Raw genomic sequence first — 14,788 nt, forward strand, 5'->3', positions numbered from 1 at the left:
CACGAGCCGAGGCTACGGCTATCAGAGCTCCGACCGCAAGGGCGGCTACGGCCACGGCCGCGACGAGCGCGGAGGGCGCGGGGGCTTCGACCGCGGGGGCCGGGACGACCGCCGCGGCGGCTACGGCAAGGGACGCGACCGCGACTAGGCCCCCAGCCCGCAAGTCAAACGTCCCTGACGCCCTGGTGTCCGGACAGGCAAGACGAGGCCCCTCCAAGGCAACCAAGCCATGGAGGGGCCTCCTGTTGTTCGCGCGCCATCGGGCATGGCGCGCATGACCCAGACGCAGCGACCTCTCCCCCGTCGCGCGTCTCCTCTAGGCGTGGGACCCGTGCTGGGATCTGTAGAAGTCAACGAATTCCTGTGGCGAGAGGAACAGCTCCTCGTAGCCCAGGGCATGGCAGAGCTGCGCCGTGGTGGGCTGCTCCAGCCGCGCGCGCTCGAGGACGTCCCGCTGCGAGAACACGGAGCGTGGGTCCGCGTCGAGGAGGACCTCGCCGTGCGCCATGGCGATGACGCGCTCGAAGGTCTGCGCCACGAAGTCCATGTCGTGGAGGATCGATATGACGACCTTCCCCTGGCACGACAGGTCTCGCACGATTCGGGCGAGACGCTCCTTGCCGTCATGGTCCTGCGCGATGGTCGGCTCGTCGAAGATGACCACGTCGGTGTCCATGGCGAGGATGGCCGCGATGGACACCATCTTGCGATCCGAGAGGCCCAAGTCGTAGGGGTTCACAGCCTCGTGGCCAGAGAGCCCGACCAGCTCGAGGGCGGCGAGCGCTGAGGCCCGCGCCTCGCCCTCGCCCATGCCGATCTGGAGCGGCCCGAACATGACCTCGTCCAGCACGTTGTTCTTGAAAATCTGGTCGTTAGGATTCTGGAAGACAAGGCCGACGTGGCGCGCGAGCTCCGGGACGGAGGATCCGGCGATGTCGCGGCCGTCAAGCAGTATGCTCCCCGAGCTAGGCCTGAGCAGGCCCTTCAGGAGCTTCACGAAGGTCGTCTTCCCGGCGCCGTTCTGACCCACCAGGGCGCAGGAGCGCCCGTCGAGCGAGAAGTCGAGGCCCTTCAGGACCTCGGGACCCTTGGCATAGGAGAAGTGCAGGTCCCTGACGTCGATCTTGCTCATCGGACCTCACCGCCCCTTCCGCCCGCACCAAGCAGGCTGCGCGTCTCCTCGAGCGTGACCGGGTAGAGCCCGTCTGCGGAACGCACGCCGAGCTGCCGGCAGATCTGGGTGTAGGTCGGCGCGACGACGCCGTGCTCCGCGAGGTCGTCGCGCGAGAAGATGGCGCGGGGCGTGTCCATCGCCACGAGTCTGCCCTCGTCCAAGAGCATCACTCGGTCGCTGTACGCCGCGATCTTCTCAATCTTGTGCTCGACCATGACGATGGTCTTGCCCTGGGCGCGCAGGACGTCCACCGCGCGGAACACGTCCTCAGATCCCTGGGGGTCGAGCTGCGAGGTGGGCTCGTCCATCACGATGACCTCGGGTTCCATGACGATGATCCCCGCAAGGGCCATGCGCTGCATCTGGCCACCCGAGAGGTCGAAGGGAGCACGGTCCTTGTACTGGGCGATGTCCAGCAGCTCCATGGCCGCGTCGATGCGGCGGCGCATCTCCTTGGGAGGAACCCCGAAGTTCTCGAGCCCGAAGGCGATCTCCTCGTACACGGTGAGCTTCGATCCCGTCACCTGGTTGAAGGGGTTCTGGAACACGAGGCCCACCTTGCGGCAGAGCTCGTCCACGCTCGACTCCCGCACGTTCTGGCCGTCGATGGTCACGGAGCCTCCGTAGGCGCCGTGGTAGAAGTTGGGGACCAGCCCGAGCAACGCTTGCGTGAACGTCGACTTTCCCGCGCCGTTTCTGCCGATGACGCCCACGAACTCGCCGCGCTCTATCTGGCAGCTCACATCGTCCAGCGCGAGTCTCTTCGCGTCAGGGTAGCGATACTTCAGGTTTCGCACCTCTATCTGGGCCACGAGACCACCCCCACGATTCTCAGGACGAAGAATGCGACGCCGAGCGTGAGGAGGGCCAGGAGGGCGATCCGCACCGGACGGTCGGCAGAGCTTGGTACAAACTCGTCCAGAAAGGTCTTGCGCTCGTGCGAGTTGAAGCCGCGCACCTCGAGGGCGATGGACCGCTCGCGCGTGTCGGTGAACGAGCTCATGATCACGGGAGAGATGAGGGGGAGAAACGCCCTCACCCTCGTCCCCAGGCTTCCCTCGGTTTGCATGCCCCGGCTGCGCTGGGCGTCCGTGATGGTCGACGTGTGCTCCGTCATCTGCGGGATTATCTGGAAGAGCGAGACGAAGACGTAGCCCAGGCGTGGCGAGATGCCCCGTCTCACCATGGACTGCATCATGTCGGAGGGTTTCGTGGCGAGTACGAAAACGCAGAAGGCGAAGATAATGTTGAAGACGTTGAGGACGATTCCCAGGGAGTAGTCGAATCCCTCTCGGCGTGCCACCAGGGGCCCGATGCGGAAGAGCTCGGTGTAGGCGCCGCCGCGGAAGAAGGTCTGGACGATCACGACAGTGAGGAGGACGAAGCCCGACACCGCGATGATGGGCTTTGACTTTGTCAGGATCTTGGAGCCCGCCAGGAGCGCAATGCTCAGGAGCATGATCGCCAGCTGTGGCACCGTCCCGCCCACGAGGGCAGGAAATGCGATGGCGACGACCACGTAGAGAAGCTTCGTCTCGGGCGAGAGTCCATTGAGGAAGGAGTGCTTCTCCTCGAACAGGCTGATGCTTTTCATGGTCACGGTTTCGATAGGGGTCCCGGCTGGGAACCAAGGGAACGGGGGCTCCCCGGGGGTTCCCGAGGAACGGGAGGCGTTAGTCCAGGGACTCGTCCTTCGCCTGGTAGAGCGAGATGAGGCTCTTGGGCAGCACCTTGTAGATGCCGGCGGTGATGAAGAGCACCACGATCTTGTCGGGCAGGTCAACGATGATCTCGTCGACGGCGGAGGCGAGGAAGCCCTGCGAGCCCATGGCTGCGAATGCCGCGTCGCCCCAGACGTTGCCCGTGGAGCCTCCCCAGAAGGCCATGTTGAGCGGCGTCGAGATGCAGACCGCTACGAGGCCGGCGACGAGGCCGGCGACGAGGATGCCGGGCGCCTTGCGCATGTGACCGTACCAGGCCATGAGGCCCACGGCGATGCCGATGCCCGCCTGGGTGAGCCCGTACACTGTAGAGATCGGGTCCATGGTGAGGCCATAGATCACGTTGGTCAGGAAGCCCGAGAGCGCCCCCACCACGGGCCCGGCCATGCAGGCCGAAAGGCAGGTACCGATCGAGTCGAGCCACAGCGGCAGCTTGAGCATGCTCGCGAAGAGCTTTCCGACGTAATTGATGCCGATGGCCGCGGGGATGAGCACGAGCGACGCGGTGTTCAGCTTGAGCGACCAGGGACTTCCCTCTCTCTTGCTTGACATGGAACTTGCTCCTTTCGTATGCCAGATTCTGTCGGACGGGGCGAGGCGCCCCTCCGAATGAGCCGATTGCCCGATGCGGCCGCTACTCCCCCGCCTTGCGGTAGTGCTCGAGGCGCACGACCGTCTCGAGCGCGAGCGTGATCTCGTTCCTCTCGCCTTGGGCCGCCTTGTCCTCCGCGCCGGTGTAGGCGTTGATCTCGCTCGCGAGGTCGCCCTCGTAGAGCGAGACGACGTTCAGGATGGAGCCGCACCGAACCCTGCGCAGGCGTCCGATGGTGAAGAGCGCCGAGGTCTCCATGTCGGCTCCGAGCACGCCACGGTCGTGCCAGTAGCGGTCTATGTCCTCCTCGCGGTCGGTGTAGAAGCTGTCGTGGCTCCTCCCCAGCCCGACGTGGAACGGGAGGCCAAGTTCGCGGGCCGTCTGGACCTCAGCCATGAGTATATCGGTGTCGGGGACGGCAGGGTAGTTCTCGCCCACGTACGCCCTCGAGGCGCCGTCGTCGCGCACCACGCCGCTCAGCACGACGAGGTCGCCCATGCCCACCTCGGGCTGGAGGGCGCCGCAGGATCCGATGCGGATCATGCATTCGACGCCGACGTTGTGGAGCTCCTCGACGGCTATCCCCGTGGAGGCGCCGCCCATGCCAGTCGAGACGCACATGACGCGTACGCCCCGATAGCTGCCCACGATGCTCTTCATCTCCCGGTTGAACGCAATGTCCTGCACGTCGTCGAGGAACTCGCGCATGCGGTCCACGCGCGCCCAGTCTCCGGGCAGGATCGCGTAGCGGGCCGCGTCCTTCCTCGTGCACCTCACGTGCGGCTGCGGCTGCCCCTGTGGGCACTGCCCCTCTCGTGGCTGCAGTTCGTCTCCCATGACCTCGTCCCCTTCCCTAGGCGCCAAGGAGCTGGCGCGTCGCCGCCTCGAGCTCGTCGAGGGCTCGGGTCGACTCATCCCGGCTGCCAGCGATCCCGAAGAGATAGCACTTGAGCTTCGGCTCGGTCCCAGATGGCCTCACCATGACCTTGCACCCGTCGTCGAGCCTCCATTCGAGGACGTCGGATGCAGGCAGCGTCTGCGATCGGTCGTCCCCCGGACCTCCCAGCTGCGGAAGGGGTTGGGGGTGGAGGTAGTCGACGGTGCGGGTCACCCCGCGCCCGGCGATGTCCCGAGGCGCGCCCTCGCGTAGGGCCCGCATCTTGGACGCCATGAGCGTGGCCCCCTCGGCGCCGGGGTACTGGAGGTTGAGCGTGCGGTTCAGGCGGAAGCCGTGCCGCTCGTACAGGACGTCCATGGCCTCGACGAGGTCGAGGCCCCTCTTGGCGTACCAGCCCGCCATCTCGACGAGGAGGGTGAGCGCCGTGACGCCGTCCTTGTCCCGCACGTAGGGGCCCGGCAGGTATCCGTAGCTCTCCTCGTATCCCATGAGCCAGCGCTCGGCTCCGCCCTGCCGCTCGAGGACGGCAATCTGGCCGCCGATGTTCTTGAAGCCGGTGAGCGTGCGACGCAGCTGGAAGCCGTGCTCTCGCGCGACGTCGTCCAACATGTCGGATGACACGATGGACGAGACGGCCACCTTGCGTGAGAGGTCGTCTCCCGCCTCCGCACGCGTCCGTGCCATCCAGTCCATGAGGAGGATGCCCACCTCGTCCCCCGTGAGCAGGACGTACCTGCCATCGTGGAGGACGGCGCTGCCCAGGCGGTCCGCATCGGGGTCGGTCGCCACGACGAGGTCGGGATGCAGCTCGTCCGCAAGGGAGAGCGCGAGCTCCAGGGCCTCGCGGAACTCCGGGTTGGGATAGGGGCAGGTCGTGAAGTCGCCATCGGGTTCCACCTGCTCGGGCACGACGGACACGTCGCTCACGCCGATACTCGCGAGCGAGCGTCTCACCAACTCGAGCCCAGTGCCATTGAGTGGGGTGTAGACGACCCTCGGCGGACGAGCCGGGTCGATCGAGCCAGGGACATGGAGCGCATGCACGCACGCTAGGAAGTCGTCGAGGACCGAGTCGTCAATCCAGCTGACGAGCCCCTGGGCAAGGCAGTCCTCGAAGGGCAGCCTCCTGGGCCCGTCCAGCACGTCAATCCTCCCTATGGCAGTGGCGACCTCCTCTGCGACCTCGCCGGAGATCTGGCAGCCGTCCGACGCGAATACCTTGCAGCCGTTGTACTGGCGCGGGTTGTGGCTCGAGGTGACCATCACTCCGGCGGAGCAGCCCAGGCGCGGTATGGCAAAGGAGAGGGTGGGCACGGGCTCGACCCTGGGGTACATGAGTACCTCGATGCCATTCGCGGCGAAGACCTCTGCGGCGACGCGCTCGAATCGCTCCGAGTTGTTGCGCGTGTCGCGGCAGAGGGCGACGCGCGGACGCTTCCCGGGCTCCGCGTTGGCATTGACCCAGTCGGCGAGGCCCTGCATCGCCTGCGCGACCACGTGCACGTTCATGCGGTTGGTCCCCACGCCCATGACGCCGCGAATACCTGCGGTGCCAAAGGAGAGGTATCGATAGAAGGCATCGAAGAGCTCGTCCTCATGGCCTGGCGCGAGAAGCGCGCGTAGTTCCCCCAGCAGCTCTGGGTCGCGCTCCCTCGCCTCCCAGTCGAGCACCCGTCTCATGAGCTCGTCGCTGAGCATGTCGCCCCTCATCCCCCTGCCCCACGGCGACCAACCGAGCAATCGCCATGACATACTGTTGCGTCTGTGCATAAAATCCGGCAACTTATAAAACATAGTAGTGTCCTCGTGTTGTGACGAGGAAAAAATGTGTCGACGGTAGCGTTGGCCTGCATGAGCGGCACCGGGACGTGGCGAACGCCACCACGGCCTCCGCCACGTCAGCCATCAGAGCGCCCATCGGTGCGATTGTCATCCAGACGCTTTTTCGGGGTTCAACAAAATTTGTCAAAAAAGTCCTTGACCGACCTTCTCCCTTTGCTAATATAGCTACTGCACCAACGCGAACGGGGAATTAGCTCAGTTGGGAGAGCGCGTGACTGGCAGTCACGAGGTCAGGGGTTCGAACCCCCTATTCTCCACCATGTAGACTCGGAGCCAGGACTCAGGTCCTGGCTCTTTTGCTATCTCTGCGCCCAGGCGCGCATGCGGACCCGCCCCACCGCAGGCCGCCTCCCGCACATGCCCCTCCCGTTACAGGAAGGGGACCGGAACCCCCGAACGGACGGGTCCCGAGCCCCACGTCGTTATCGGCATCACGGCCTGGAGCCATGACCTCGTGGCAAGACTACGAGATTCTGAGCACCGCCTTGATGATCTTGCCGTCGTGCGAGTCCCGCAGGGCCTGGTCTATGTCCTTGAAGTCGTAGAACGAGAGGATGCGGTCGATCGGGAAGCGACCCTCCTTGTACCACTTGACCATCTGGGGGATGAACTGCTTGGGGTTGGACTCCCCCTCGCAGGTACCCCTCATGGTGCGCATGGGCATCATGATGTCAGCGCCGACCTCGAAGTGCTCGAGGGAGCCCGCGGCCGCCACGGGCAGGAAGGTGCCATGGAACTTGAGGCCCCGGATGGCATTGAGCATCATGTTGCCGTTTCCGGAGGTGTCCACGCTGATGTCGGCGCCACGACCGGTGATGCGACGGATCTCTCCCGCGATGTCCTCCACCTCGCGACGGTTGATGGTGTGCGTGGCTCCCCCAGTTCGCGAGCGAGCTCGAGGCTCTTTGGATTGCCTCCCACGGCGATGATGGTCTTGCAGCCCACGACGGCAGCTCCCATGATGACGCTCATGCCTACGGCGCCACAGCCAAAGACCGCGACCTGCGAGCTGGGATCGGCCTGCCCGGCGTTGATGACCGCGCCGGCGCCCGTCTGGACGCCACACCCCAAGGGTGCGACGAGCCCCAGGTCAATGTCATCGTCCACCTTGGCCACCGACGCAGCAGCGGCCACAGAGTGGGTGGCAAAGGAGGACTGGCCGAAGAACATGCTCACGTCCCTGCCGTCCTGGTGCAGGCGGGTGGTGCCGTCGGTCGCCGCCACGCCACCGAAGTTGATGGGGTTGAAGTTCTCGCAATAGTAGGGCTCCCCGTGCTTGCAGGCGTCGCAGCTGTTGTCGAAGGCGTAGGTGATGCCCACGTGGTCGCCGGGCTTGAGGTCCTCGACGCCGGTCCCGACGCGCTCGACGATTCCGGCTCCCTCGTGCCCGAGGACGAGGGGAAGGGGGATGGGGACGCCCTGGCTGCGGCCGAACTCGTCGGTGTGGCAGATGCCGGTCGCGACGTTGCGGACGAGGACCTCGCCCGACTTCGGCTCGTCCAGCTCGACGTCCTCGAGCAGGTAGGGTCCGTTGGCCTCGTGCACGACGTATGCCTTGATCTTCATGAGGTCCCCCTCCCAAGGGTCGGCACGATGCCGCAGGCGCATCCGTACGCCCGCGCGCGGTGCCCGTCACCCATTATGAGCGAACGCAGCCCCCGTGCTCCCCTGGCGCCCCTCTCCCCCGTCATCGACCCCCTGGCGTCCCGCCGGCGTTGCGCCGCCGCCCTGCCGGCATTCCACCATCGTTCTCTATGCCGTTCCGCCGTCGTTCTCTATGCCGTTCTCTGAAGTCGGCCGTGCAAACGCCCAGTTGGCAAGGCTATCGATTCAGCAAGTTGCATAGAGAACGAGAACGCGGGGGAAGGGTGGGAGAAGGGCAGAGGGAGAAGGGCAGAGGGAGAAGGGCAGAGGGAGAAGCGGAGGCAGGGTGCATAGAGAACGCGGGAGCGGAGACGCCAGAAAAAGGCCCCCGCACTCGGCGGGGGCCAGGTCGTTCTCCATGAGCGAGAGGAGCCTCAGTCCTCCATGTAGTCCTTGAGCCTGCCCGAACGGGAAGGATGCCGGAGCTTCGCCAGAGTCTTGCTCTCTATCTGGCGGATCCTCTCGCGCGTGACGCCAAACTCGCGGCCCACCTCCTCGAGGGTGCGAGGATGCCCGTCCTCGAGGCCGAAGCGGAACTTGATGACCTTGCGCTCGCGGTCGGCCAGGCTGTCCAGCACCTGCTCGAGCTGCTCGCGGAGCATCGAGTCGCTTGCCGCCTCGGGGGGCGCCACGGCGCTGGAGTCCTCGATGAAGTCGCCCAGCTGGGAGTCCTCCTCCTCGCCGATGGGCGTCTCGAGCGAGACGGGCTCCTGGCTGATCTTCTGGATCTCCCTCACGCGGTCGGCGGTGATGCCCATCTCCTCGCCGATCTCCTCGGGGGTCGGGTCGCGACCGAGGTCCTGGAGCAGCTGCCTCTGCACGCGAACGAGCTTGTTGATGGTCTCGACCATGTGCACGGGGATGCGGATGGTGCGTGCTTGGTCGGCGATGGCACGGGTGATGGCCTGGCGAATCCACCAGGTGGCATAGGTGGAGAACTTGAAGCCCTTGGTGTAGTCGAACTTCTCCACCGCGCGGATGAGGCCCAGGTTGCCTTCCTGGATCAGGTCGAGGAACAGCATGCCGCGACCCACGTAGCGCTTGGCGATGGAGACGGTCAGGCGCAGGTTGGCGCTGATGAGCGCCTGCTTGGCCTCGAGGCCCACCTGCTCGATGCGCATGAGGCGGCGCATCTCGGCGCGGGTGAGCTCTATCTCCCCGTTGTCCGCAGCCTCGAGCTTCTGCGAGGCCTCGGTGCCGGCCTCGATCTTCATGGCGAGGTTGACCTCCTCCGAGGCGGTCAGCAGGTCGACCTTGCCGATCTCCTTGAGGTACATGCGCACGGGGTCGCCCGTGAGCATGACTGTCGAGCTGTCCGTGCGGCGGGCGCGGGCGCGGGACGAGCGCTTGCGGGGCTTGCTCTTGGGGGCGGAGCGCAGGACCTCGTTGGCAGCGCGGGCCTCAGCGCGAGCCTCCTTGATGCCGCTGTCCTCGTCCTCCTCCTCGTCCTCCTCCTCGTCCTCCTCGAGCTCGTCGTCCTCCTCGAGCTCGTCCAGGTCCTCCTCGTCGTCGGAGTCGCCCTTGGGCCTGGCGGCCTCGCCGTCGCTCGTGATTTGGACGCCCTTGGCGCGCACCGCGTCATAGAGGTCCGAGAGCTCGTCGTCGTCCACGTCGAGCTCCCCGATGGCCACCTGGACGTCGTCCTCGGTCACCGACTTGGAGCCAGAGGCCTGCTTGACGAGCCTCTCGACGACCCCCTGGAGCTCGTCGGTGAGGTTGGGAGCGGTGCTGTTCTTCTTGTTTGCCACTGGTTTCCTTTCCACGCAAGGGCGTAGGGAATGGTACCCAATTTACGAACTCACTAACGACGAGATGCGCCTTCCTAGCTCGCCGATGCGCTTTTGCACGTCGGTCGCCCGCCTGAAGAGCTCCTGTGAGGACTCGTCGGGCAGCGAGGAGGCGCTCCTGAGGCGCGCCTTCATGGACCTGACGGCCCGCCTGCAGCTCCAGAGCTCGACCACGTCCAGGAGGAAGGACGCCTGGTCGGAGGCGCTCATGCCAGACACCAGCTGGAGCCTGCCTCCCGCCAGGAGCCGTGGGGCGTCGGCGACCATGGAGCTCGCGGCCGCCACCACCTCGGCGGGCATCGCGCCCTCGGGCGTGGCGNCACGCACCTCAGCTCCACCGACGTCTTGTCGATGTACTGGATCGCCCTCTCGGCCGCGCGCTGCCCGGCCTCGTCGCCGTCGAACATGCAGACGACCCGGGACTTGGCAAAGCGCTCGATCATGCGCACGTGGTCGAGGGTGAGGGCGGTGCCCAGGGCGGCGACGGCGTTGGTGATCCCCGCCTCGTGCATGGCGATGACGTCGGTGTAGCCCTCGCAGACGATCGCCTCGCCGCTCGCCACCATGGCCTCCTTGGCGCGGTGGAAGGCGAAGAGGTGCTTGCCCTTGTGGAAGACGCGGGTCTCCTTGGTGTTGAGGTACTTGGGCTTGGCGTCCGTGAGCACCCGGCCGCCGAATCCGATGGTGCGCCCCTGCTCGTCGTGGATGGGAAACATCACGCGGTCGAAGAAGCGGTCGCGCGGGCCACCCCTCCCGTCCAGCGCGAGGTCGCAGGCGAGCATTTCCTGGGGGGAGAAGCCCTTGGAGCGCAGATGGGAGACGAGCTGGCCGTGCCCGGGGGCGTACCCCAGCCCCCAGCGCCGGCAGACGGCCGATCCGAAGCCGCGCCCCGCGAGGTAGGCGCGACCNGAGGGGGGTCCCGACGTCCATCCCGGCGCGTAGGAAGAGCCTGCCGCCCGGGACCGCGCGCACGGTCGGGGCAGGACGTCCGTCCAGGAGGAGGGAGTCCCTGACGAGCGTCGCGGCGTCGTCCCCAGCGAGGGGCAGCGGATACCCGAGCAGGCTTGGGGCGCTCATCGTGCCACCCCGTCTATGCCCTGGGGGAAGTTGCTCCCGCAGCGGAGCCATCCGCCCGACCGCTCCCAGACGCCCAGGAGCCTGCCGTCGCGCACGAGGCAGCAGGACTGGCCGTCAAGCACGTCGCCGCCGGAGGCGCGGAGGCGNGGCCACTGGGACCGGCGGTCCTCTCCTCGCTGAGCTCGATGCCGGCGCGGTCGGCAAGGTAGCGGATGGAGTCCGGGAAGTCCAGGCTCTCGCGCTTCATCACGTAGGCGAAGAGGTCGCCGCCCTCGCCGCAGCCGAAGCACTTCCAGAGGCCCGTGGAGGGGTTCACGTGGAAGGACGGGCTCTTCTCGTGATGGAAGGGGCAGCAGCCCCAGAAGTCGGCGCCGCGGCGGCGGAGCTCCACCGTCTCTCCCACCAGCTGCAGGATGTCGGTCGCCTGGCGCACGCGCTCCTTGTCCTCGTCGGTGATCACGCCCCCACCCCCTCGAGGTCGGCGGCCCCTCCCAGCGTCACGGCGCGATCGCCAAAGTTGGCGCGCACCCAAGCTATGTTGCCCATGACGACCCGCTCGAGCTCCTCGAGGGAGTCGAAGGGGCGGGAGTCCCTGAGCCAGCGGCCGAACGAGACGTGGACCCTCCGGCCATAGAGGTCACCGGAGAAGCCCAGGAGGTTCGCCTCCAGGAAGGGACGGTCCGCCTCGGAGAAGCTCGGAGGCGCCCCCACGTTGATCGCGGCGGGCCACGAGCGTCCCCGCGCGCTCACGAAGCCCGCATAGACGCCCTGGTCGGGCGCGCAGGACCCCAGGGGGAAGCTGACGTTTGCCGTGGGGAAGCCGAAAGCGGTCCCCTCTCCCCTCCCGTGGACCACCACGCCGGACACGAAGTGCAGCCGGCCCAGGAGCCCTGCGGCGTCCTCGACGCGACCCCCTCGGACGAGCCCGCGCACGCGCGTGGCCGAGATGTGCTCGCCACCCGAGCGGGCGAGCTCGTGGCAGTGGGCGCGCATGCCGAGCGGGGCGGCGACGGCGGCGAGCTCCGCAGGGCCGCCCTTGCCCCCCCTGCCAAAGCGGAAGTTGCTCCCCACGTGCATGGAGACGGAACGCAGGGGTCCTTCGAGCGCGGCGGAGAGGAACGCGTCGTACGGCGTCGCGGCGAGCCTGGGNTGGACCCCACGCCCGCCTTCGCTCGCGACAGGCGAGAAGAGGGCGACCAGGCGGGGAAGGGCGGCAGAGAGGACCTCGTCGAGGTCCGACTCGATGGTGAAGCCCGCGGCCGCGCGATGCCCCCCGCCGCCCAGCTCGCGGGCGATGCCCGAGATGTCGAGGTCGGACTTGCTGCGAAGGTTGCCCCTCACCCTGCCGTCGGGGAGCTCCTTGAGGAAGAGCGCCACCTCGGACCCCGCGACGCTGCGGACGACGTCGATGAGGCCGTCGCACTCATCCGGGCTGGCCCCCGTGCGCTCGAGGTCGGCCGCGGTGGCGTAGCTGTAGGCCACCTTGCCCTCGGCAAAGGTGGTAATGCGCCCCATCACCGCGGACTTGAGGTGTAGGAAGGGCAGGCTGTAGTTCTGGTACACGTTGAGGGAGACCTCCGAGGGGGAGGCCCCTGCGTCCACCAGGAGCGACGCCACCGAGAATGCCTCGGCGTCAGCGTTCTGGTATTGGAAGCGACCGGTGTCGGTGGAGAGGGCGCAGAAGAGGCACTGGGCCATCTGCGGTGTGATCCGGACCCCCAGGTGGAGGGCGAACTCGGCGACGATGACGCCCGCCGCGGCAGCGTCGGGGCGAATCAGGGCGAGGTCGGTGTACGGCTCCTCGCAGGGATGGTGGTCCATTATCGCGCTCCGGCGGGCCCGCCTCATGACCGCCTCGCCGTCGTGCAGGCGCGCGACATCAGAGAGGTCCACGCTCACGAAGAGGTCGGGCGCCCCGTCGTAGTCCGCCGCATGGACGAGCGTGTCCGCGAAGGGCAGGAAGTCATAGAGCCTGGGAATGGGCTCGGGGTCCGCCAGGAGGGAGACGACCTCCTTCTCGGGCCACTTCGCCCTCAGGGCCGCGGCAAGCGCCAGGCCCGAGCCCAGGGCGTCGCCGTCCGGGTTGGTGTGCGCACAGATGGCGATGGAGCCAGCCGCCTCCATCGCCGAGGCGATGGAGGCGAACCTCTCCTCTTGTTCCGGATTGGATCTGATGTCCACGGGCTGGCTACTCCCCCTCGCCGTCCCCGGAGGGCGCGTCGCCCGCGGAAGACCCCACGGGATAGCCCTCCTCGTCCTTCTCCACCGCGAGCGTGCTGGGCACGTTCTCGAGGGCGCGTGCGATGCGTTCGGCCTCGTCGGCGGTCGTGTCGATCTGGAAGATGAGCTCGGGGGTGACGCGCCAGCCCAGGGCATGGCCCAGGAGGCTGCGAACGCGGCCCCTGGCCCGCCCGAGCGCGGCGAGCACCTTGTCGTAGCTCTCCTTGTCGCAGCTCACGTAGGCCTTGAGCACCGACTTGTCGACCGAGACCTCCACGCTGGTGAGGGTCACCAGCGCGAGATCGGGGTCGGAGACCTCGAAGAGGAGGATGCTCGCGAGCTTCTCGCGCGCGATCTTGTTGACGCGACGCGAATTCTGGTTCTGCTTCATCTTCTACTCCGTACGGGCGACTTCTTCGATGCGGTAGGTCTCGATGATGTCGCCGACGTGGATGTCCTGGAAGTTCTCGAGGCCCACGCCGCACTCGAAGCCGGCCTTGACCGACTTGACGTCGTCCTTGTAGCGGCGCAGGGACGCGAGCTTGCCCTCGTAGACCACGATGCCGTCGCGGACGAGGCGGCACTTGTCGTCGCGCGAGACCTCGCCCTCCTGGACCATGCAGCCGGCGGCGATGCCGACCTTGGGGACCTTGAAGGTGTTGCGGACCTCGATCGAGGCGGTCTGGACCTCCTGCTCGGTGGGCTTGAGCATGCCGATGCGCGCGGCGTCGATCTCTTCGATGGCCTTGTAGATGACGCTGTAGGTGCGGATCTCGACGCCCTGCTGCTCGGCGGCAACCCTGGCCTTCGCCTCGGGACGAACGCCGAAGCCGATGATGATGGCGTTGGAGGCGTCTGCCAGGGTGACGTCGGTCTCGGTGATGGCACCGACGGCAGAGTGGATCACGTTGATACGAACCTCGCTCTGGTCCATCTTGCCCAGAGAGTCGACGAGCGCTTCGATGGAGCCCTGGACGTCGGCCTTGATGATGAGATTGAGCTCCTTGACCTCGGAGTCCTCCATAGTAGAGAAGAGGTTCTCGAGCGTCACGTGCTTGACCTTGTTCTGCTCCTCGATGCGGGCCTTCAGCGAGCGCTCGTCGGCCAGGGCCCGTGCGTCGCGCTCGTCCTGGAAGACGCGGAACTCGTCGCCCGCCATGGGCACGCTCTGGAGGCCGAGCACCTCGACGGGGTCGGAGGGACGGGCCTCGGTGACGCTGTTGCCGCGAGGGTCGACCATGGCGCGAATCTTGCCGAAGGACATGCCCGCGACGATGGCGTCGCCCACGTGGAGGGTGCCGCGGCTGATGAGCAGCGTGGCGACCGAGCCGCGACCGCGGTCCAGCTTGGCCTCGAGGACGTTGCCCGAGGCGAAGGTGTCGGGGTTGGCCTTGAGCTCGAGTACGTCGGCCTCGAGCAGAACGGACTCCAGGAGGGTGTCTATGCCCTGCTTCTTCTTGGCCGAGATGTCGACGAACATGTTCTGCCCGCCCCACTCCTCGGGAATGACGCCGTACTCGGTGAGCTCCTGGCGCACGCGGGTGGGGTCGGCGCCCGGCTTGTCGATCTTGTTGACGGCCACGATGATGGGCACGTTGGCGGCCTTGGCGTGGTTGATCGACTCGATGGTCTGGGGCATGACGCCGTCATCGGCGGCGACGATCAGGATGACGATGTCCGTCACCTTGGCACCGCGGGCGCGCATCGCCGTGAAGGTCTCGTGGCCGGGGGTGTCGATGAAGGTGATCACGCGGTCGTTGATCCTGACCTGCGACGCGCCGATGGCCTGGGTGATGCCACCCGCCTCGCCCTCGGCGACGCCGGTGTGGCGGA

The 14,788-nt window shown here is 66.9% G+C and carries 14 protein-coding genes, 1 tRNA gene and 1 pseudogene; 1 reads left to right on the plus strand and 15 read right to left on the minus strand.

Features of this window, described 5'->3' with window-relative positions:
• Positions 1-316: 316 nt before the first annotated feature.
• The 6 genes from BQ7388_RS04960 to BQ7388_RS04985 all read right to left on the minus strand — a co-directional run bounded on the left by BQ7388_RS04960 (position 317) and on the right by BQ7388_RS04985 (position 6,083).
• Positions 317-1,132 (minus strand): energy-coupling factor ABC transporter ATP-binding protein, encoded by an 816-nt coding sequence (locus tag BQ7388_RS04960; RefSeq protein ID WP_072499898.1) that lies wholly within the window; start codon positions 1,130-1,132, stop codon positions 317-319.
• Positions 1,129-1,986: an energy-coupling factor ABC transporter ATP-binding protein gene (locus BQ7388_RS04965; RefSeq protein WP_009279366.1), complete on the minus strand. Its 858-nt coding sequence runs from the start codon at positions 1,984-1,986 to the stop codon at positions 1,129-1,131. Before BQ7388_RS04965 ends, BQ7388_RS04960 begins: the two co-directional genes overlap by 4 nt.
• Positions 1,974-2,768, minus strand: a complete 795-nt coding sequence (locus BQ7388_RS04970; RefSeq protein WP_072499899.1) for an energy-coupling factor transporter transmembrane component T family protein — start codon at positions 2,766-2,768, stop codon at positions 1,974-1,976. The genes BQ7388_RS04965 and BQ7388_RS04970 overlap by 13 nt, the downstream gene beginning before the upstream one ends.
• 79 nt (positions 2,769-2,847) lie before the next feature.
• Positions 2,848-3,447: an ECF transporter S component gene (locus tag BQ7388_RS04975; RefSeq protein ID WP_009279368.1), complete on the minus strand. Its 600-nt coding sequence runs from the start codon at positions 3,445-3,447 to the stop codon at positions 2,848-2,850.
• A gap of 82 nt (positions 3,448-3,529) precedes the next feature.
• Positions 3,530-4,324 (minus strand): nucleoside phosphorylase, encoded by a 795-nt coding sequence (locus BQ7388_RS04980; protein WP_072499900.1) that lies wholly within the window; start codon positions 4,322-4,324, stop codon positions 3,530-3,532.
• A gap of 16 nt (positions 4,325-4,340) precedes the next feature.
• Positions 4,341-6,083, minus strand: coding sequence for a phospho-sugar mutase (locus BQ7388_RS04985; RefSeq protein WP_129583160.1), 1,743 nt, complete (start codon positions 6,081-6,083; stop codon positions 4,341-4,343).
• Positions 6,084-6,411: 328 nt separating this feature from the next.
• Here BQ7388_RS04985 and BQ7388_RS04990 point away from each other — a divergent pair.
• Positions 6,412-6,487, plus strand: a tRNA-Ala gene (locus BQ7388_RS04990).
• A gap of 203 nt (positions 6,488-6,690) precedes the next feature.
• Here the strand turns inward: BQ7388_RS04990 and BQ7388_RS12645 are convergent.
• The 9 genes and pseudogenes from BQ7388_RS12645 to infB all read right to left on the minus strand — a co-directional run.
• Positions 6,691-7,074 carry a zinc-binding dehydrogenase gene (locus tag BQ7388_RS12645; protein WP_200781431.1) on the minus strand — a complete coding sequence of 128 codons (384 nt, stop codon included), beginning with the start codon at positions 7,072-7,074 and terminating at the stop codon, positions 6,691-6,693.
• A complete protein-coding gene (locus BQ7388_RS04995) occupies positions 6,990-7,793 on the minus strand; it encodes an alcohol dehydrogenase catalytic domain-containing protein (protein WP_200781432.1) in 804 nt (267 codons plus the stop codon). The genes BQ7388_RS12645 and BQ7388_RS04995 overlap by 85 nt, the downstream gene beginning before the upstream one ends.
• Positions 7,794-8,245: 452 nt before the next feature.
• On the minus strand, positions 8,246-9,619 hold the full coding sequence (gene rpoD / locus BQ7388_RS05000) for an RNA polymerase sigma factor RpoD (RefSeq protein WP_072499901.1): 1,374 nt from the start codon (positions 9,617-9,619) through the stop codon (positions 8,246-8,248).
• A 42-nt stretch (positions 9,620-9,661) separates the two neighbouring features.
• Entirely contained in the window at positions 9,662-9,868 is a 207-nt protein-coding gene (locus BQ7388_RS12935) for a hypothetical protein (protein ID WP_072499902.1), read from the minus strand.
• A complete protein-coding gene (locus BQ7388_RS11495; protein ID WP_327196108.1) occupies positions 9,865-10,710 on the minus strand; it encodes a DNA primase in 846 nt (281 codons plus the stop codon). The genes BQ7388_RS12935 and BQ7388_RS11495 overlap by 4 nt, the downstream gene beginning before the upstream one ends.
• A 185-nt stretch (positions 10,711-10,895) precedes the next feature.
• Positions 10,896-11,195: pseudogene (locus BQ7388_RS11915) on the minus strand (CHC2 zinc finger domain-containing protein); the annotation flags it as partial.
• Positions 11,192-12,859, minus strand: coding sequence for a riboflavin kinase (locus BQ7388_RS11500; RefSeq protein WP_456319928.1), 1,668 nt, complete (start codon positions 12,857-12,859; stop codon positions 11,192-11,194). The gene BQ7388_RS11500 and the pseudogene BQ7388_RS11915, both read right to left, overlap by 4 nt.
• A gap of 64 nt (positions 12,860-12,923) precedes the next feature.
• Complete coding sequence (gene rbfA / locus BQ7388_RS05030) at positions 12,924-13,346, minus strand: 30S ribosome-binding factor RbfA (protein ID WP_072499905.1); 423 nt, start codon at positions 13,344-13,346, stop codon at positions 12,924-12,926.
• A 3-nt stretch (positions 13,347-13,349) separates the two neighbouring features.
• Positions 13,350-14,788 (minus strand): translation initiation factor IF-2 (infB, locus tag BQ7388_RS05035; protein WP_072499906.1); only part of this gene is annotated, 1,439 nt, incomplete at its 5' end.

The sequence above is a fragment of the Olsenella phocaeensis genome (assembly GCF_900120385.1).
Lineage (GTDB): Bacteria > Actinomycetota > Coriobacteriia > Coriobacteriales > Atopobiaceae > Olsenella_I > Olsenella_I phocaeensis.

What these genes read in the sequence shown, in the direction of transcription:
- BQ7388_RS04975 (WP_009279368.1), bottom strand. Translation starts at nt 3,447, where the DNA reads ATGTCAAGCAAGAGAGAGGGAAGTCCCTGGTCGCTCAAGCTGAACACC.
- BQ7388_RS04985 (WP_129583160.1), bottom strand. Translation starts at nt 6,083, where the DNA reads ATGCTCAGCGACGAGCTCATGAGACGGGTGCTCGACTGGGAGGCGAGG.
- BQ7388_RS04995 (WP_200781432.1), bottom strand. Translation starts at nt 7,793, where the DNA reads ATGAAGATCAAGGCATACGTCGTGCACGAGGCCAACGGACCCTACCTG.
- BQ7388_RS04970 (WP_072499899.1), bottom strand. Translation starts at nt 2,768, where the DNA reads ATGAAAAGCATCAGCCTGTTCGAGGAGAAGCACTCCTTCCTCAATGGA.
- BQ7388_RS12935 (WP_072499902.1), bottom strand. Translation starts at nt 9,868, where the DNA reads ATGAGCGCCTCCGACCAGGCGTCCTTCCTCCTGGACGTGGTCGAGCTC.
- BQ7388_RS04960 (WP_072499898.1), bottom strand. Translation starts at nt 1,132, where the DNA reads ATGAGCAAGATCGACGTCAGGGACCTGCACTTCTCCTATGCCAAGGGT.
- BQ7388_RS04980 (WP_072499900.1), bottom strand. Translation starts at nt 4,324, where the DNA reads ATGGGAGACGAACTGCAGCCACGAGAGGGGCAGTGCCCACAGGGGCAG.
- rbfA (WP_072499905.1), bottom strand. Translation starts at nt 13,346, where the DNA reads ATGAAGCAGAACCAGAATTCGCGTCGCGTCAACAAGATCGCGCGCGAG.